Genomic DNA, 17,506 nt, shown 5'->3' on the forward strand with positions numbered 1-17,506 from the left:
TTATCCCACGGCAACATCTCGGATAATGGAATGACGGCTGCGGTGCACGATATCGAATGCGATTTGCTGGTGGTCGGCGGCGGCATCAACGGCGCCGGGATAGCGCGCGACGCCGCAGGGCGCGGCTTGTGCGTGGTGTTGTGCGAGAAGGACGACCTGGCGTCGCACACCTCGTCCGCGTCAACCAAGCTGATACACGGCGGCCTGCGCTACCTCGAATACTATGAATTCTCGCTGGTGCGCAAGGCGCTGATCGAGCGCGAAGTGCTGCTGCGCGCCGCGCCGCACATCATGCATCCGCTGCGCTTCGTGATGCCGCATGCGCCCTGCCAACGGCCCGCGCTGCTGATACGCGCCGGCCTGTTCCTGTATGACTTCCTGGCCAAGCGCGAGCTGCTGCCCGGTTCCAGCGGCATCGGCCTGCGCTGCCACGTGGCGGGGCGGCCGCTCAAGCCCGAGTTCACGCGCGGCTTTGTCTATTCGGACGGCTGGGTGGACGACGCCCGCCTGGTGGTGCTCAACGCCATGGACGCCTGCATGCACGGCGCCGCCATCAAGACCCGCACCGCCTGCACGGCCCTGCGGCGCGAGGGCGGCCTGTGGTACGCCACGCTGCGCGGCGCGGACGGGCAGGACACGGTGGTGCGCGCCCGCAGCGTGGTCAACGCGGCCGGGCCATGGACCGCCAGCCTGCTGGGCCAGGCGCTGCCTCAGCGCAGCAGCCAGCATCTGCGGTTGATCAAGGGCAGCCACATCGTGGTCAAGCGGCTGTTCGACCACGACCACGCCTACATTTTCCAGAACCGCGACGGCCGCATCGTGTTCGCGATTCCCTACGAGCAGGACTACACGCTGATCGGCACCACCGACCTGGACTACAAGGGCGACCCGAACGCGGTGGCGATCACGCCGGACGAAGTGTCCTATCTCTGCGAGCTGGTGAGCCAGTACTTCAAGGAGCCGGTGCGGCCCGAGCATGTGGTGTGGACCTATTCAGGCGTGCGCCCGCTGGTGGAGGACGAGGCGCAGGACGCCAAGGCCGTCACGCGCGACTACCGGCTGGAGCTGGACGACGATGGCGGCGCGGCCCCGCTGCTGAGTATTTTCGGCGGCAAGATCACCACCTACCGCAAGCTGGCGGAGGAAGCGGTGGACATGCTGTGCAAGGCGCTGGGCAACCGCCAGCCGGGCTGGACGGCGAAAGCCTGCCTGCCGGGCGGCGACCTGTTCGGCGACACGCCGCAGAACTGCGCCGTGCTGCGTTACGACGAATGGCGCGACAAGCTGCTGCAGCAGTACGATTGGCTGCCGCGCGTGCTGGTGGCGCGTTATGCCCGCGCTTACGGCACCCGCATCCACACCTTGCTGGCGGGGCGCGTGAAGCTGGAGGACATGGGCGCGGAAGTGGAGCCCGGCCTGTATGCGGTGGAAGTGGACTACCTGCGCCGCTACGAATGGGCTACGGCGGCGCAGGACATCCTGTGGCGGCGCTCCAAGCTTGGCCTGCACGTGCCCGAGGGCGCGGAAGCGCGCCTCGCGGCATGGATGGCCGCGCATCCCTTGCCGGCATAGGCGGGTTACGCTTCGCTAACCCGCCCTACGTGCTAACGATAGCGCGGCCGTAGGGCGGGTTAGGCGGCACGCCGTAACCCGCCAGCATGCGCCCGCGCAAAAAAAACGGCAGCCTCGGCTGCCGTTTTCCATGAAGCGCTGAAGCCTACTTCACGCCGTGCATCAGTTTCTGGATCAGCGGTGCGACCAGGAACAGGATCACGCCGCCGGCCATCAGTATCCAGAAGCCCTGGGTGTAGGCCGACAGGGCGGTGGTCACCGACATGCCGCTCTCGCCGGAGGCGTGGGAGGCGAAGATGCCGGACAGGTTGTTGCCGATGCCGGTGGACAGGAACCAGCCGCCCATGCCCAGGCCAACCAGGCGGGTAGGGGCCAGCTTGGTGACCATGGACAGGCCGATAGGCGACAGGCACAGCTCGCCAACCGACTGGATCACGTAGACCATGAACAGGGTCCAGAACGGGATCTTGCTGTCGGCGCCGACCAGCGAGGACAGCGAGAACCACAGCAGGCCGAAGGCGGCTGCGTTGAACAGGATGCCCAGACCGAATTTGCGCGGGATCGATGGATTGGCGTTGCGCTTGGCCAGGAACACCCATGCAGCAGCCACGATAGGTGCGCAGGCGATGATGGCGATCGAATTCACGGTCTGGAACCAGGCGGTCGGGAAGGTCCAGCCGCCGAAGTCGCGGCGCACGATGTTATCGGCCAGGAAGGTGAAGGAGCTGCCGGCCTGTTCGAAGAACATCCAGAACATGATGTTGAAGGTGAAGATCACCATCATGGCGATGACCTTGTCGCGCGCCACGGCGCCGTTGCGGAAGCCTTCCAGCAGCAGCATGGCGGCCAGGATCAGGAACAGCACGGTCAGCACCACTTGCAGCTGGTTGGCGCCCACGGCGAGCAGCAGGTAGAACACAGGAATCACGGCCAGGCCGCCCAGCACTACGTAGGCGACGCGGTTCATGCCGGGAGCGGCAGGGTCCGGCGCGCCGATGCCCTTGAGCTGGGCGCGGCCGATGAAGAACCAGACCAGGCTGATGATCATGCCCACGCCTGCGGCCATGAAGACCACTTTGTACGAAGGCATGCCTTCGGCGCCGAATACCTTCTCGGCCAGGATCTGGGTCAGTACCGGGGCGATCAGGGCGCCGGTGTTGATGCCCATGTAGAAGATGGTGAAGCCGGAGTCGCGGCGCGGGTCGGCCACGGAGTACAGCTTGCCCACCATGGTGGAGATGTTCGGTTTGAACAGGCCGTTGCCGACGATGATGGTGGCCAGGCCGATCTTGAAGATGGTGTCGTCAGGGATGGCGATGGCGAACAGGCCGGCGGCCATGAACACGGCGCCCACCAGGATGGAGCGCTGGTAGCCGAGCACGCGGTCGGCCACGTAGCCGCCGAACAGCGCGGCGGCATACACCAGCGCCAGGTAGGAACCGTACAGCGCGCTGGCGGTTTGCTGGCCGGAGGCGTCGCCGCCGAAGAACTGGGCCACGATGTACAGCACCAAAGCCCAGCGTATGCCGTAGAACGCGAAGCGCTCCCAGAACTCTGTCATGAATAGCATCCACAGCGGGGCCGGATGGCCCAGGATCTGTTTGAACTCCGGGATTTTGACTTCCGGGCTTTGCGTAGTTGCTCCGCTCACGGCTTCTCCTGAAAAATTTTCTGTTTAGATAAAAAAATATGGGACCGGGCTAAGCAAGCGCGCTTGTAGCGTGGTTGCCGGTAGTCCGCGTCCCAACAGGGCGCCATTTTAATCTACCGCGCACTTATGTCCAGCAATTCGCTTGCTGCGCCGCAGCAATGTGGCTAAACTTGCAACGGCTATTCGCTGGATGTCCATTTGCGATAGCCGTTTCCTATTAAACACTGGCCCCAAAACGGTGCCTTTGTCGTATATTGGTGTCGCAGGCTCAAGAGTTGTTGTGGTTGTGTGGAACTGAATAAGGAATTCGTATCATGGAACATGACGTTGTCGATACCCTGATTTCCCCTGAAGGCATGCTGGAGGTGCTTTCCAAGGCGGAAGTAATAAAGTTGCTCGATTCCGGCAAGGGCGGGCTGTATAACATCTTCCGCAACTGCGCCCTGGCGGTGCTGAACTGCGGTAGCACTATCGACGATGGAAAGGAACTGCTGGAGCGCTATAAATCGTTCGACATCAACATCATGCAGCGCGAGCGCGGCATCAAGCTGGAAATCAAGGGCGCGCCGGCGATTGCTTTTGTCGACGGCAAAATGATCAAGGGCATACACGAGCATTTGTTCGCGGTGCTGCGCGATATTGTTTTCGTCAGCAACGAGGTGACGGACAATCCGAAGTTTGACCTGAGCCGCACCGACGGCATTACCGACGCGGTGTTCCATATCCTGCGCAATGCCAACGTGCTCAAGCCGCACCTGAATCCCAACCTGGTGGTGTGCTGGGGCGGCCACTCGATCAACCGCGCCGAATACAATTATTCCAAGGAAGTGGGCTACCAGATGGGCTTGCGCGGCCTGGACATCTGCACCGGCTGCGGTCCGGGCGCGATGAAGGGGCCGATGAAGGGCGCCACCATCGGACACGCCAAGCAGCGTACCCACCAGGGGCGCTACCTGGGGATCTCGGAGCCGGGCATTATCGCGGCCGAGTCGCCCAACCCCATCGTGAACGACCTGATCATCATGCCGGACATCGAGAAGCGGCTGGAGGCCTTTGTGCGCACCGGCCACGGCATCGTGGTGTTCCCCGGCGGCGCCGGCACGGCCGAGGAGATCCTGTACATCCTGGGCATATTGCTGCACCCGGAGAACGCGGAAATCCCGTTCCCGCTGGTGTTCACCGGCCCGGAAACGTCGCGCGAGTATTTCGTGCAGATCAACCAGTTCATCGCCGACACGCTGGGACCCGAGGCGCAGAAGCGCTACAAGATCATCGTGGACGACCCGGAACTGGTGGCGCGCGAAATGCAGGCCGGCATCAAGGAAGTGCGCGAGTTCCGCAAGGCGCGCAGCGACGCTTACTATTTCAACTGGGCGCTGAAAATCGACCAGGAGTTCCAGAAGCCGTTCGCGCCCACGCATGAGAATATGCGCAACCTGAGCCTGCACAAGAACCAGCCCACGCACTTGCTGGCGGCGAATCTGCGCCGGGCGTTCTCGGGCGTGGTGGCGGGCAATGTGAAGGACGAGGGCATACGCGCCATCGAGAAATTCGGCCACTTCGAGATCCACGGCGACCCGGCCATCATGGGGCCGATGGACTCGCTGCTGGCGTCCTTTGTGGCGCAGAGCCGCATGAAACTGGCGGGCAAGGCCTACACGCCTTGCTACCGCATCGTCCAGTAGTGCTCTAACGCCGGGGCGCGCGCTGGCTTTGCTGGCGCGCGCGCTCGGCCTTTTCTTCAGCGATGTGGGCCTCCAGCTTGGCTTCCATGCGCGCAAAGTCCTCGCGCTGCTTCAGCATCATCCGGTTGAACTGCGCATCCTGCTCCAGCATGCGCTGGCCCAGCTTGGTGTACATGGTGCCTAGTTCCTCGCCCTTGTCCAGCGCAGCCAGCATGCCGGTGAACACCGTCGCGTTGATGGCGCCCACGCCGAGAATGATGGTGAGCGTGGAGGTGATGGCGGTGATGATCATTGCCTTGTAGAGGGCAGCGATTTTTGCGTCCAGTTTAGCTGCAAACTCTTCCGTGATCTTGGCGAGTTTCAAGTCCATTTCCCGCAGGTGCAGTTCGAAGGCTGCCTCCATCCTTGCGCAACGTGCGTCCATACGGGCGAAAAAGACCTCGGCGGACATGCGAACATTGTCCAGCTTGGTATCGACTTCTTCTCGTGAGGGCGGCCCGTTCATTCCCTGATGCTGCGCCGTGCCCCGCAGGGCGTCAAGCGAACCCGGCCGCCTGCTGAGGCAGCGCAAGCAGGCGTAAAAAAAGCCGCCGGGCTTGCTTGCCGGGCGGCTTCTTACAAAAGCCAAAAGTGTTCGTAATCGCTACGCGATTACTCTTCCTTGCGCAAGTGCGGGAACAGCAGCACGTCGCGGATGTTCGGCGAGTCGGTGATGATCATCATCAGGCGGTCGATGCCGATGCCGCAGCCGCCGGCCGGCGGCATGCCGTATTCCAGCGCGCGGATGTAGTCCGCGTCGTAGAACATGGCTTCGTCGTCGCCCGCTTCCTTGGCAGCAACCTGCGCCAGGAAGCGCGCCGACTGGTCTTCCGCATCGTTCAGCTCCGAGAAGCCGTTGGCGATCTCGCGGCCCACCATGAACAGCTCGAAGCGCTCGGTGATGCCTTCGCGGGTGTCCGAAGCGCGCGCCAGCGGCGACACTTCAACCGGATAGTCGATGATGTAGGTTGGTTCCCACAGCTGCGACTCGGCGGTTTCTTCGAACAGCGCCAGCTGCAGCGCGCCCAGGCCCGAGTGCGCGTGCGGCTTCACGCCGAACTTCTTCAGTTCCGCCTTGATGAACTCCGCGTCGTTCAGCTGCGCGTCGGTATAGCCCGGCGCGTACTTGTTGATTGCTTCCACGATGGTCAGGCGGTGGAATGGCTTGGCCAGGTCCAGCTCGCGGCCGCCGTAGGTCAGGGTGGCGGTGCCGTGCGCGTCGATGGCGGCCTGGCGGATGACGGCTTCGGTGAAGTCCATCAGCCACTTGTAGTCGGTGTAGGCCGCGTAGAACTCCATCATCGTGAATTCAGGGTTGTGACGGATCGACACGCCTTCGTTGCGGAAGTTGCGGTTGATCTCGAACACGCGGTCGAAACCGCCCACCACCAGGCGCTTCAGGTACAGCTCGGGCGCAATGCGCAGGAACATCTGCATGTCCAGCGCGTTGTGGTGGGTGATGAAAGGCTTGGCTGCGGCGCCGCCTGGAATGGTGTGCAGCATCGGCGTTTCCACTTCCATGAAGTCGTTCTTCTCCATGAAGCGGCGGATCGAGGACATGGCGGCGGTACGGGCCTTGAAGGTGCGGCGCGTCTCTTCGCTCATGATCAGGTCCACGTAGCGCTGGCGGTACTTGGTTTCCTGGTCGGCCAGGCCGTGGAATTTGTCCGGCAGCGGGCGCAGCGACTTGGTGATCAGGCGCAGCTCGGTGACCTTGATGGTCAGTTCGTCGGTCTTGGTCTTGAACAGGGTGCCGGTCACGCCCAGGATGTCGCCCAGGTCGTAGTGGTGCAGGGCGGCCATGGCGGCTTCGCCGGTCAGGTCCAGCGTGGCGTAGATCTGGATGCGGCCGTCGGCCTTGGCGCCGGAGGCGTCCTGCAGCGTGGCGAAGGCGGCTTTCTTGCCGGCTTCGCGTTTCAGCATCATGCGGCCTGCCAGCACCACGGTCACCGGATTGGCTTCCAGTTCCTCACGGGTCTTCTCGCCGTACTGGATGTGCAGGTCGGCGGCTTTGTGCTGCGGCTTGAAGTCGTTCGGGAAGGCGACGCCCTGTTCGCGGATGGCGGCCAGCTTGGCGCGGCGCTCGGCGATGATTTTGTTCTCGTCTTGCGGGGCGGCTGCTTGTTCTTGGATATCCGTAGTCATGATTGTATTTGGTAGATTAATTAATTTCGGCTGCAAACAGCTCGGCGATATTGAGCTCGCTGAAGTCGCGCGCCACGCAGATCACGTTGTCGAATTCGGCAAACGCTTCGGCCGGCAGGGTGGTGGTCAGCACCACCGCGCGCATGCCGGCGCGGCGCGCCGCTTCCACGCCCAGCGGCGCGTCCTCGAACACGATGCAGTGCTCGGGCGCCACGCCGCAGCGCTCGGCGGCCAGCAGGAACACGTCCGGATTCGGCTTGCCGCGCGCCACGTCGGCCGCGCCCACCACGGCCTTGAAGTGCTTGCGCAGGTCCAGGCCGTCCAGCGTGAAGACGATGTTGTCGTTCGGCGCGGCGGTGGCCACGGCCAGCGCCACGCCGTCCGCCTGGGCGGTGGCGATCAGCTGGTCGAAACCGGGCACGGTTTCCAGGTGCGGGCCGTACAGCTCGCGGTACAGCGCTTCCTTCTCGGCGTCCAGCTCGGCGCTGGCTTCCTTGCTCAGGTGGTCGCCCATGTACAGGCGCATGATCTCATGGCCCTGGCGGCCGGCCGTGTCGCGGAAGAAGGCGTCCGCGTCCAGCGCGCGGCCGCGCCGTTCAAAGAAGGCCAGCCACGACTTGGTGTGGAAGGCCATGTTGTCCACGATGGTGCCGTCCATGTCGAAGATGAACGCGCGCTGAGCTTGTGCCATTAGACGCCTTGCTTGAGGGATGCGGAGATGAACTCGTCCAGGTCGCCGTCCAGCACGCCCTTGGTGTTGCCCGTTTCGAAACCGGTGCGCAAGTCCTTGATGCGGGACTGGTCCAGCACGTAGGAGCGGATCTGGTGGCCCCAGCCCACGTCGGTCTTGGAGTCTTCCAGCTTCTGCTGCTCGCTCATGCGCTTGCGCAGTTCCAGTTCGTACAGCTTGGCCTTCAGCATGTCCATCGCCTCGGCCTTGTTGCGGTGCTGCGAGCGGTCGTTCTGGCACTGCACCACAATCCCGGACGGGCCGTGCGTCAGGCGCACTGCGGAGTCGGTCTTGTTGATGTGCTGGCCGCCGGCGCCGGACGCGCGGTAGGTGTCGATGCGCAGGTCGGCCGGGTTGATCTCGATGTCGATCGAATCATCCACTTCCGGGTACACGAACAGCGACGTGAACGAGGTATGGCGGCCGTTGGCCGAGTCGAACGGGGACTTGCGCACCAGGCGGTGCACGCCGGTTTCCGTGCGCAGGTAGCCGTAGGCGTGGTCGCCCTCGACCTTCAGGGTGGCGGTCTTGATGCCGGCCACCTCGCCGTCGGACTGTTCCATGACCTCGACCTTGAAGCCCTTGCGCTCGCAATAGCGCAGGTACTGGCGCAGCAGCATGGACGCCCAGTCCTGGGCCTCGGTGCCGCCGGCGCCGGCCTGGATGTCGATAAAGCAGTTGTTCGGGTCCATCGGATTGTTGAACATCCGGCGGAATTCCATGCCTTCGATGACGGTCTTGATTTCCTCGGTGTCCGTGATGACCGCTTCCAACGTGTCGTCGTCGCCTTCTTCCTTGGCCATGGCGAACAGGTCGGCCATGTCCTTCAGGTCGGCGTCGGCCTTGGTCAGCGTATGGACGATGGCTTCCAGCGCCTTCTTCTCGCGGCCCAGATCCTGGGCGCGTTTCGGGTCATTCCAGACGGTGGGGTCTTCCAGTTCTTCGTTTACTTGTTCGAGCTTCTCTTCTTTGACAGTGAAGTCAAAGATACCTCCGAAGTTCGGCTTCGCGGGTCGTCAGATCGGCGAGCAGGGCGGAGAGGGCGTTGATGCGTTCGGCTTCCATGATCTTCTAGTCTTTTAGTGGTGTAATCAAACCTTCGATTATACCCCAGTTGACCAGTGTCGCGGCCCGCCGCGGCGTCCCCTGCCGCAGTTTTACGCCAGCAGGCTGAAATCGGCCCGGCAGAGCTGGCCCTGGGGCGATTCGCCGGCCGCTTCCAGGTACATGGCGACCGTGCCGGTAGCGGCCTGTTCAACCTCGTACAGCCCGCTGGCCAGCGGGGCGCCGGCGCTAAATACCAGGGAAAATTGCTCGATGCCCGGCGACGAGGCCGCCTGTTTGACCGAGACCAGGCGCAGTTCGGTGCTGCGGCGGTTTTGGGTGGCGCTGAAACTCGCGCCTTCCAGCCCGCTGAAAGCCGCCATGCGGACGGAACTTGCGGCCGGCAGACCGCCGGCCAAGGTGGCGGCCCGGCCCAGGCTGGCTGCGCCCAGCAGGCTGCCGCTTGCCACGATGAAGGTACGGCGTTTCATGTCGGTTCCCCTATGAAGTTGACAGCGGCGCGCCATTCCATGGTTTCGTGCACGCCTTCGGATAGTCCCGGTACAAAGCCCATCCGGAGATAGAGCCGGCGGGCTGAATTATTGTGCAGCACTTGCAGGCGCAGCGGCAGTCCCGCCTGCGCAGCCTGCTGCTGCAAGGCCGCCAGTAGCTGGCAGCCCACGCCCCGGCCCCGGCAAGCCGGGAGCAGGCTGACGTCCACCAGCCTGAGTTCGGCATCGGAGCGGGCCACCAGCATCTGCCCGGCAGGCTCGCCGCCGGCCATCACTATGCTGTGTTCGGCATGCGGATACTGCTGCCGGTAGTGCGAGCGCTGTGCGCTGAACTGCATCTGCAGCAGCATGGTGCGCTGGATTTCGTCCAGCAGCGACAGTTCCGGCCGCGTGCTTGCCAGCAGCGCCAGCAGAAAGGGCTGGTCGCCGTCGGTGGCGGGGCGCAAGGCCAGCGTGGCGCTGTCCATGGGGCGTCAACTGCGCGGCGGGAAGATGCCCTGCAGCGCAATAATGAAATTGACGACCAGGAAGGGCTGCAGATTGTTGTGCGGCACACCAGTCCCCACCGTGCCTATCAGTCCAGGCGGCATGGCCGCCAGGCTGACCGGATCGTGATAAGGCGGGCTCGGCACGACCGGTTTTGCCAGCAGGTTGCCGCCCGCCGCGTTCAGGGTTGCCCCAGCGGACGAGGCTTGCATCGCATGGCTGTGTCCCGGCAACTGGCTGATGGTCAGCGTCACCGCCGCTTCCCCACCTTCCTCGCCCAGGAAACGCTCGCTCAGGCCCGGCCCCTGGCCCGGATGGATGGGTATGCGCTGCGTCAGGTCGGGCAGGGCGAAAGTGGTGCGTCCATCGCCGCCATAGGTGGTGCCGAGCAGGGAGAACAGGGCGGTATTCTGCGAGATCGGCAGTAGCTGGCCGTTGCACATGGCCCAGCCGGTAGGCGCGAAATTGCCACTGAACATGCGGATTTCTGCGACGAATTGATCGGACATGGCATGCTCCTCAGAACTGTGACGGGAAGATGCCTTCCAGGCAGATAATGAAATTGACCGCCAGGAAGGGCGCCATATTGTTGTGCGGCTGGCTGCCGCCGGCGGGGGCGATGGCAGCGCTCGCCATGGCCACGGTGGCGCCCGGCGGGGCGTACATCTTCGGCTTGGGCGTGGGCGAGGACGGCACATAGGCGACCGCACCCAGCAGGTCCACGCCGGCGCCTGCGGCAGCGGGCGCGGCGCTGCTCGCGCCCACGCTGTGCGAGTGGTTGGGGATCTGCGCCACCGTCAGGGTGACCTGCTCCACCCCGCCGGATTCTCCCATCTGGTAGGTGTTGCCCTGCTGCGTGCCCTGGTGCATGGGCGCGCGTCCGCGCAAGTCGGGCAGGCCGAAGGTGGTTTGGCCGTCGCCGCCATAGGTGGTGCCGATCAGGTTGAACAGGGCGTCGTATTCGGCTATCGGCACCAGGCTGCCATTGCAGAAAGCCCAGCCGCGTGGAGCGAAATTGCCGCCGAACATGCGAACTTCGCCTATATAGGGTTGACCCATGATGCGCTCCGGTTGGTTGGCGTCAATCGCGTGAAGGGAAGATGCCCGCCATCGCGATCATGAAGGTCATCGTCAGGTAGGGCTGCATATTCGTGTGCGGCTGCGAGCCGCCAGCATTGCTGAGGGTGCTCGGATGCAAGGCGGCGCTACCGTCGGCAGGGCGGTAGATGTTGAGCGCGCCGGCCTCAACGGAGCCCAGCACGCGTCCGGCCGGGTCAGCCGAATGGCTTACCGTGGGCGAGGCCATGGCGGCGTGGGTGTGGGCCGGCATTTCCGCCGCAGTCAGGGTGCTGACGGTGGAGCCGGCGGCCATGCCCTGGGGGTAGTTGCTGTGCATGTGCATCGGAACGCGTCCGCGCAGGTCGGGCAGGGCGAAGGTGGACTGGCCGTTGCCGCCATACGTCGTGCCCAGCAGTGAAAATAGAGCCTGGTTCTGCGCGATGGACAGCAGCTGGCCTTCGCATCTGGCCCATCCCTTGGCCGCGAAGTTGAACGATACCAGACGGATTTCTCCGAGATAGGGGTTGGACATGGGTGCCTCCCGAGGGTGGTTTGCTTATGGGCGCGATGCGCGGCGGCGGACGCCGGCCATCAGTGCCAGTCCTGCTGCCAGAATGGCGAGCGTGGCCGGTTCCGGCACGGTGCCAGGACCGGTCGGGTCGGTTGGCGTGCCGTCGCGGGTTTCAAACAGCGAGATGTTGTCGAGCTGGTTGTAGTAGCTGGCGTTCAGGTTGTAGAACTCCAGCAGGGACTCGCCGGTCGCGGCCGTGAGGTTGGGGATGACAACGTGCAGCCAGTCGGACGTGATGTCGCTTTCCAGCATGAGCGATACGCCGTTGAACTTGACTTGGAAGACGGTTTGCACCGGGTCGTTCGGGAGGCTGTAGCGCTGGAAGTCGAAGCTCAGCGTATAGGTCGCCGTCGCCAGCGTGTTGATCTTTTGGCCTATGACGCCGGGCGACAGGTAATTGCCATCCGCGAAAACATTGTTGGCCGGGTTGGAGAGCGGCGTGCCGCTCGTGTCCAGGGCGTACAGCTGGTAGAAGGAGTCACCGGACAGCAGCCACATGCTCTTGTCGGCGCCTTCAAAATTGCCGTTCTGAATAAGTTCGGTGGCATGCAGCAACGGGGAGGCGCAGAACAGCGCGGCGGCGAGTAAAACGGAGCGTATCGTGTACATGTCGATGTCTTCCCTAGCAAATTAATAGCTGGAAATGCCCTGGTCACCGCTGAGATCATACGCCCGATAAATTGTCATCAATACATTTCTTTTTAACATCGTCGCATTTCCGCACATCGCATTTTTACCAGCGATATTCCTTGACTTGGCAGGGATTGCGGCAGGGGTGTGCGCAGCGTATGATGGCCCGTCCGAATACTTTGCCCTATATCAAGATGTCCTTTTTGCGCCAGTCTTCCCTCCCATTGTTCCTGACCGCCCTGGCTGGATGCAGTACGCTGGACGCCGGCCTACCGGCAGTTCCGGACGGCACGCGGGCCACGCTGGCGCTGCTCGAAACCTCCGACCTGCACGCCAATGTGCTGAGCTACGACTATTACAAGCTGGCGCCCGATGCCTCGCTGGGCCTGGAGCGCACCGCAACGCTGATCCGCCAGGCGCGTGCGGAATTCCCGAACAGCATGCTGCTCGATAACGGCGACACCATCCAGGGCACGGCGCTTGCGGACTACCAGGCGCTGGCCGCGCCGCTGTCCTGCGGTGAAACGCTGGCGGTCTACAAAGCCTTGAACCTGCTGGGCGTGGAGGGCGGCGGCCTGGGCAACCATGATTTCAACTACGGCCTGCCTTATCTGAGCCAGGTGACGGGCGCGCGTTTTGACGTGGAGGGACTGGACCCGGGCGCGCCTCGCTGCGCCGGTGCTGCCTTCCCGCTGGTGCTGGCCAATATCTACAGCAGCAAGACGAAGCAGCCGCTGTTCCAGCCTTACACCATTATCGACAAGCGCATCAGCGCCACCGGCACGGACGGCAAGCCGGTGCAGGCGGTGCTCAAAGTGGGCCTGATCGGTTTCACGCCGCCGGGCATACTGGGCTGGGACAAGCGCTGGCTGGAAGGGCGCGTGTACGCGGAAGGCGTGCGCGAATCTGCCCTCAAATACGTGCCGCAGATGCGCGCGCTGGGCGCCGACATCGTGGTGGCCATCCTGCACGGCGGCCTGGACGGCGCGCCGTACACGCCGCAGATGGAGAATGCGGGCCTGTACCTGGCCCAAGTGCCTGGCATAGACGCCATGCTGCTGGGGCACGCGCACGAAGCCTTCCCGAACGCGGCCAGCACGTCCGCGCCATTCAGCCTGCCCGGCGTGGACAAGGTAAAGGGCACGGTGCATGGCGTGCCGGCCGTGATGGCCAGCCTGTGGGGCAAGCATCTCGGCGTGATCGGCCTGCACTTGCAGCGCGAGGGGCAGCGCTGGGTGCTGGACAAGGCCCGCACCACGGTGGAGGCCCGCAGCACGGCCAGTGCAGCCAACACCGGCGCGAAGCGCTACGTGGAGCCCGACCCGGCCATCGCCCCGCTGGTGGCGGCCGAGCATGCGGCCACCATCCGCTATGTGCAAACGCCGCTGGGTACGACCGATTTCCCCATGACTTCCTATTTTGCGGACGTGGGCGACGTGAGCGCCGTGCAGGCGGTGAACGAAGCGCAGGCAGCCTACCTTGCCGGCTACGTGCGCGCCAATCTGCCGCAGTACGCGCAGCTGCCGGTGCTGTCGGTCTCCGCGCCGTTCAAGTCTGGCGCCGCCGGGCCGGGCGACTACACCGATGTGAAGCTGGGCGCCATCGCCCTGAACAACGCTGCCGACCTGTATCTGTATCCGAACACGCTGTCCGGCGTCAAAGTGGACGGCGCGGGCCTGAAAGCCTGGCTGGAAAAAGCGGCCAGCCGTTTCAACACGATAGACCCTGACAAGGCCGCGCCGCAGGAGCTGGTGAATCCCGGCTTTGCGGGCTACAACTTCGACATGCTGAGCAGCCCGGACGTAAGCTACCGCATCGACGTGACGCAGCCGCAAGGCAGCCGCATACAGGGCCTGAGCTACAAGGGCAAGCCGGTCCAGCCGGGCCAGGAATTCCTGGTGGCGACCAATAACTACCGCGCGTCCGGCGGCGGCTCCTTCCCCGGCGTGGACGCTCGCAGCACCATCTTCTCGGCGCCGGACGCCAACCGGGATGTGCTGATCGCCTACATCCAGCGCACGAAGACGCTGCTGCGCGCCACCCACGGCGCCGCGCGCAGCTGGCGCTTTGCCGCCGTGCGGACCAAGGGGCCGGTGGTGTTCCATTCCGCGCCCGGCAAGCTTGAGCTGGCGCGCGCGGCGGGGCTGGACAATATAACGCAGCTGCAGGCCGACGACGGCGCAGGCAAGGGGCTGGCGCTGTACGGCATAGATTTGTCGCGGCCATAATTATCGCGGCCCGAGGATCGGGCCTGGAACCACAGGAGACTGCGCGTGCAAGGAAAACTCATCATGTTGGCAGGCGCTGCGCTCGGCCTGGCATCGGTTTGCACGGCGGCGGAATATACGGCTCTGCCGCGTGCCGCCACGCTGTCCACGCCCAGCGGCGACGTGCAAGGCACGCTGATGGTGCCGCTGCCGCTTGGCTGCGCGCCGGTTGCACTGATCATTGCCGGGTCCGGGCCGACGGACCGCGACGGCAACAGCAAGCTGGCGCCCGGCGCGAATAACAGCCTGAAGATGCTGGCCCAGGCGCTGGCGGAAGCGGGCATTGCCAGTGTGCGCTATGACAAGCGCGGCATCGGCGCCAGCGCCCGCGCCGCAGCCAGCGAGGCGCAGCTGCGCTTTGAGACCTATAGCGGCGACGCCGCCGCCTGGGTGCATCAGCTCAGGCAGGAAGGGCGCTACTCATCCGTCACGGTGATAGGCCACAGCGAAGGCTCGCTGATCGGCATGCTGGCCGCGCGCGCGGCGAAGACGGACGGGTTTATCTCGCTGTCCGGCCCTGCGGAGCGCGCGTCACTGCTGCTGCGCCGCCAGCTCGACTCGAAGCTGTCCGCCGAGCTGGCGCAGGCCAACGACCGGATTCTGTCTGCGCTTGAAAGCGGCAAGCGCCCGGCTACGCTGCCGACGGAGCTGCAGGCCATCTACCGTCCTAGCGTGCAGCCCTATATGATTTCGTGGTTCAAATATGTGCCGTCCCAGGAATTCGCCAAGTTGCGCATGCCTGCGCTGATCGTACAGGGCACGACCGATATCCAGGTTGGCGCCGAACAGGCCACGCTGCTGCACAAGGCGAATCCGGCAAGCCGCCTGGTGCTGGCGGATGGCGTGAACCACGTGCTCAAGCGGGTGCCGGCTGATATGGGCCAGCAGATGGCCTCCTACTCAAATCCGGCCCTGCCGCTGGCGCCGGCCGTGGCCGGGGCGGCCATAGATTTCATCCACGGGCTGCCCCAGCGGGCTTGCCGTTAGCGCAGGAAGGCTATCAGCGCGTCCAGTACGGCGTCGGGCTGCTCCGCCATCATGGAATGGCCCGCATCGACCTGCACCACCCGGCCATGCGGGATCGCGGTGGTCAGCAGCTTGGTGGCCTTGGCCGGCGTCATCATGTCCTTGGACCCCAGGATGAACAGGGTGGGGCAGCGCACCGCCTGCGCGGCCGCTTCGCCGTTGGCGTAGGCGTTGCAGGCATGGAAGTCGGTATAGAACAGCTGCTCCGGATTCAGTGCCGACATGCGCTGCATCAGCCGCTGCGCACCGCCCATGACGGAAAAGCCTGGACCGGGACAAGATGGTTTCTGCGCCATGCTGGAGTGCGAGTAGATGTTGACCATGTCGATCGCCGCCTGCTCATTGGCGCGCGAGGTGTTCAGCAGCGCGTCGGACACCTTCATCGGATAGGCCGTTCCCAGCAGGGCCAGTTTGGCAACCCGTTCCGGCGCGCGCTGCGACAGTTCCAGCGCAATCAAGGAGCCCATGCTGTGGCCCACCAGGGCGGCCTGCACCACGCCGGCCGCGTCCAGCACCGCCAGCAGCCAGTCCGCCATCTCCTCCACGCTGCGCTTTGCCTCGTCCTTGCTGCGGCCATGGCCGGGCAGGTCAACCGCCAGCACGCCGTAGCCGTGGTGCGCCAGGTAGCGGCTTTGCAGCGCCCACACGGAATGGTCGTTCTGCGCGCCGTGGATGAAAACCACCGTGGGCAGGGCGGGGTCGAAGGTTTTTCCGCCGGTGTAGCAGTACGCGGCCGCGCCATCAATGTCGAACAGCATCTCAGCCTCCTTTCTGCGACAGCTTGAGGCCGCGCGCCAGGTCTTCGATCAGGTCGTCCGCGTCCTCCAGGCCGACGGAGAGGCGCATGGTGCCTTCGGCAATGCCGGATGCAGCCAACTGCTCGGCAGGCACGCGGAAGTGCGTGGTGGACGCCGGATGTATCACCAGCGACTTGGCGTCGCCCACATTGGCCAGGTGCGAGAACACGGCCAGGCGGTCGGCAAAGCGGCGGCCGGCGGCGCGGTCGCCCTTGATGGTGAAGGTGAACACGGCGCCGCAGCCTTTGGGCAGCAGGGTCTTGGCCAGCTCGTAGTCCGGATGCGATTCCAGCTCGGGATAGGACACCGATTCCACCGCCGGATGCGCCAGCAGGAATTCCACCACCTTGCGCGTGTTGGCGACGTGGCGCTCCATGCGCAGGCCCAGCGTCTCTATGCCCTGCAGCACGGCGAAGGCGTTGTGCGGACTCATGACGGCGCCGAAGTCGCGCAGGCCCTCGCGCCGCGCGCGCAGCGCAAACGGCGCCACGGTGGACTCTTCGGCGAACACCATGCCGTGGAAGCCGTCATACGGCTCGCACAGTTCGGCAAAGCGGCCGGTCTGGTCGTAGGCGGCCTGCCAGTCGAATGTGCCGCCGTCCACCAGCAGGCCGCCGATGGCGGTGCCGTGCCCGCACAGGAACTTGGTGGCGGAGTGGAACACCAGGTCGGCGCCGTGGTCGAAGGGCTTGAGCAAATACGGCGTGGTGAAAGTGGAGTCCACCATCAGCGGCAGATGGTGCTCGTGCGCCAGCGCGGCCACGGCGGGCACGTTCAGCACGTCCAGGCCCGGATTGCCCAGCGTTTCGGCGAACAGCACCTTGGTCTCGGGGCGGATGGCGGCGCGCCAGGCGTCGATGTCGCGCGGGTCGACAAAGGTGGTGGCGATGCCGAAGCGCTTCAGCGTGTAGCCCAGCAGGTTGTGCGAGCCGCCGTACAGCGCCCGCGACGCGACGATGTGCGATCCGGCGCCGGCGATGGTGGCCAGGCCGAGGTGCATGGCGGCCTGCCCGCTGGCGGTGGCGATGCCCGCCACGCCGCCTTCCAGCGCGGCGATGCGCTCTTCCAGCACGGCGTTGGTGGGATTGGAAATGCGCGAATAAACATGGCCGGCGCGCTCCATATTGAACAGGGCGGCGGCGTGGTCCGAGTCGCGGAAGGCGAAGGAGGAGGTGAAGTGGATGGGGGTTGCACGTGCGCCGGTGGCCGGGTCGGGCGCGGCGCCAGCGTGCAAGGCAAGCGTATCGAAGCCAGGGTAGTGGGGACCGCTCATGAATGTCTCGTTATGGTTA

The 17,506-nt window shown here is 64.6% G+C and carries 17 protein-coding genes; 4 read left to right on the top strand and 13 right to left on the bottom strand.

Annotated elements, in window-relative coordinates; all coding sequences use genetic code 11:
- The first annotated feature begins 30 nt into the window (after positions 1 to 30).
- Entirely contained in the window at positions 31 to 1,572 is a 1,542-nt protein-coding gene (glpD, locus tag KT882_RS15175) for a glycerol-3-phosphate dehydrogenase (protein WP_161074817.1), read from the top strand.
- 145 nt (positions 1,573 to 1,717) lie between these two features.
- Here glpD and KT882_RS15180 read toward each other — a convergent pair whose 3' ends face one another.
- Positions 1,718 to 3,223 (bottom strand): peptide MFS transporter, encoded by a 1,506-nt coding sequence (locus tag KT882_RS15180; protein ID WP_161074816.1) that lies wholly within the window; start codon positions 3,221 to 3,223, stop codon positions 1,718 to 1,720.
- A gap of 314 nt (positions 3,224 to 3,537) precedes the next feature.
- Between KT882_RS15180 and ppnN the strand changes: the two genes are divergently transcribed.
- Positions 3,538 to 4,908, top strand: coding sequence for a nucleotide 5'-monophosphate nucleosidase PpnN (gene ppnN, locus KT882_RS15185; protein ID WP_161074815.1), 1,371 nt, complete (start codon positions 3,538 to 3,540; stop codon positions 4,906 to 4,908).
- Positions 4,909 to 4,912: 4 nt separating this feature from the next.
- Here the strand turns inward: ppnN and KT882_RS15190 are convergent, their stop codons facing one another.
- From KT882_RS15190 to KT882_RS15235, 10 genes are all read right to left on the bottom strand, one after another.
- Positions 4,913 to 5,272 carry a hypothetical protein gene (locus KT882_RS15190; protein ID WP_161074814.1) on the bottom strand — a complete coding sequence of 120 codons (360 nt, stop codon included), beginning with the start codon at positions 5,270 to 5,272 and terminating at the stop codon, positions 4,913 to 4,915.
- A 287-nt stretch (positions 5,273 to 5,559) separates the two neighbouring features.
- Positions 5,560 to 7,092 carry a lysine--tRNA ligase gene (gene lysS / locus KT882_RS15195; protein WP_161074813.1) on the bottom strand — a complete coding sequence of 511 codons (1,533 nt, stop codon included), beginning with the start codon at positions 7,090 to 7,092 and terminating at the stop codon, positions 5,560 to 5,562.
- Positions 7,093 to 7,108: 16 nt separating this feature from the next.
- Positions 7,109 to 7,783, bottom strand: coding sequence for an HAD family hydrolase (locus KT882_RS15200; RefSeq protein WP_228896505.1), 675 nt, complete (start codon positions 7,781 to 7,783; stop codon positions 7,109 to 7,111).
- Positions 7,783 to 8,887, bottom strand: a protein-coding gene (prfB, locus tag KT882_RS15205) for a peptide chain release factor 2 (RefSeq protein ID WP_161074811.1) whose coding sequence is annotated in 2 segments (ribosomal slippage) — positions 7,783 to 8,805 and positions 8,807 to 8,887 — 1,104 coding nt in all. Because the reading frame shifts where the segments join, the coding sequence is not laid out codon by codon here. The genes KT882_RS15200 and prfB overlap by 1 nt, the downstream gene beginning before the upstream one ends.
- A gap of 92 nt (positions 8,888 to 8,979) precedes the next feature.
- Entirely contained in the window at positions 8,980 to 9,357 is a 378-nt protein-coding gene (locus tag KT882_RS15210; RefSeq protein ID WP_161074810.1) for a DUF6916 family protein, read from the bottom strand.
- Positions 9,354 to 9,845 carry a GNAT family N-acetyltransferase gene (locus tag KT882_RS15215; RefSeq protein ID WP_223149396.1) on the bottom strand — a complete coding sequence of 164 codons (492 nt, stop codon included), beginning with the start codon at positions 9,843 to 9,845 and terminating at the stop codon, positions 9,354 to 9,356. Before KT882_RS15215 ends, KT882_RS15210 begins: the two co-directional genes overlap by 4 nt.
- Before the next feature lie 6 nt (positions 9,846 to 9,851).
- A complete protein-coding gene (locus KT882_RS15220; RefSeq protein WP_228896506.1) occupies positions 9,852 to 10,373 on the bottom strand; it encodes a phage tail protein in 522 nt (173 codons plus the stop codon).
- A gap of 10 nt (positions 10,374 to 10,383) precedes the next feature.
- Positions 10,384 to 10,923: a phage tail protein gene (locus tag KT882_RS15225; RefSeq protein WP_161074808.1), complete on the bottom strand. Its 540-nt coding sequence runs from the start codon at positions 10,921 to 10,923 to the stop codon at positions 10,384 to 10,386.
- A 22-nt stretch (positions 10,924 to 10,945) separates the two neighbouring features.
- Positions 10,946 to 11,455, bottom strand: a complete 510-nt coding sequence (locus KT882_RS15230) for a phage tail protein (protein ID WP_228896508.1) — start codon at positions 11,453 to 11,455, stop codon at positions 10,946 to 10,948.
- A 24-nt stretch (positions 11,456 to 11,479) separates the two neighbouring features.
- Positions 11,480 to 12,103: a PEP-CTERM sorting domain-containing protein gene (locus tag KT882_RS15235; RefSeq protein WP_228896510.1), complete on the bottom strand. Its 624-nt coding sequence runs from the start codon at positions 12,101 to 12,103 to the stop codon at positions 11,480 to 11,482.
- A 215-nt stretch (positions 12,104 to 12,318) separates the two neighbouring features.
- Between KT882_RS15235 and KT882_RS15240 the strand changes: the two genes are divergently transcribed.
- Both KT882_RS15240 and KT882_RS15245 read left to right on the top strand, forming a co-directional pair.
- Positions 12,319 to 14,352: a bifunctional 2',3'-cyclic-nucleotide 2'-phosphodiesterase/3'-nucleotidase gene (locus KT882_RS15240; protein WP_228896652.1), complete on the top strand. Its 2,034-nt coding sequence runs from the start codon at positions 12,319 to 12,321 to the stop codon at positions 14,350 to 14,352.
- Positions 14,353 to 14,415: 63 nt separating this feature from the next.
- Positions 14,416 to 15,378 (top strand): alpha/beta hydrolase family protein, encoded by a 963-nt coding sequence (locus KT882_RS15245; RefSeq protein WP_228896512.1) that lies wholly within the window; start codon positions 14,416 to 14,418, stop codon positions 15,376 to 15,378.
- Here KT882_RS15245 and KT882_RS15250 read toward each other — a convergent pair.
- A complete protein-coding gene (locus tag KT882_RS15250) occupies positions 15,375 to 16,175 on the bottom strand; it encodes an alpha/beta fold hydrolase (RefSeq protein ID WP_161074804.1) in 801 nt (266 codons plus the stop codon). The genes KT882_RS15245 and KT882_RS15250 overlap by 4 nt on opposite strands.
- Position 16,176: 1 nt before the next feature.
- Complete coding sequence (locus tag KT882_RS15255; protein ID WP_228896514.1) at positions 16,177 to 17,487, bottom strand: O-acetylhomoserine aminocarboxypropyltransferase; 1,311 nt, start codon at positions 17,485 to 17,487, stop codon at positions 16,177 to 16,179.
- Positions 17,488 to 17,506: the final 19 nt, after the last annotated feature.

Origin of the sequence: Pseudoduganella aquatica, assembly GCF_020865585.1 — a bacterium.
GTDB classification, from domain to species: domain Bacteria; phylum Pseudomonadota; class Gammaproteobacteria; order Burkholderiales; family Burkholderiaceae_D; genus Rugamonas; species Rugamonas aquatica_A.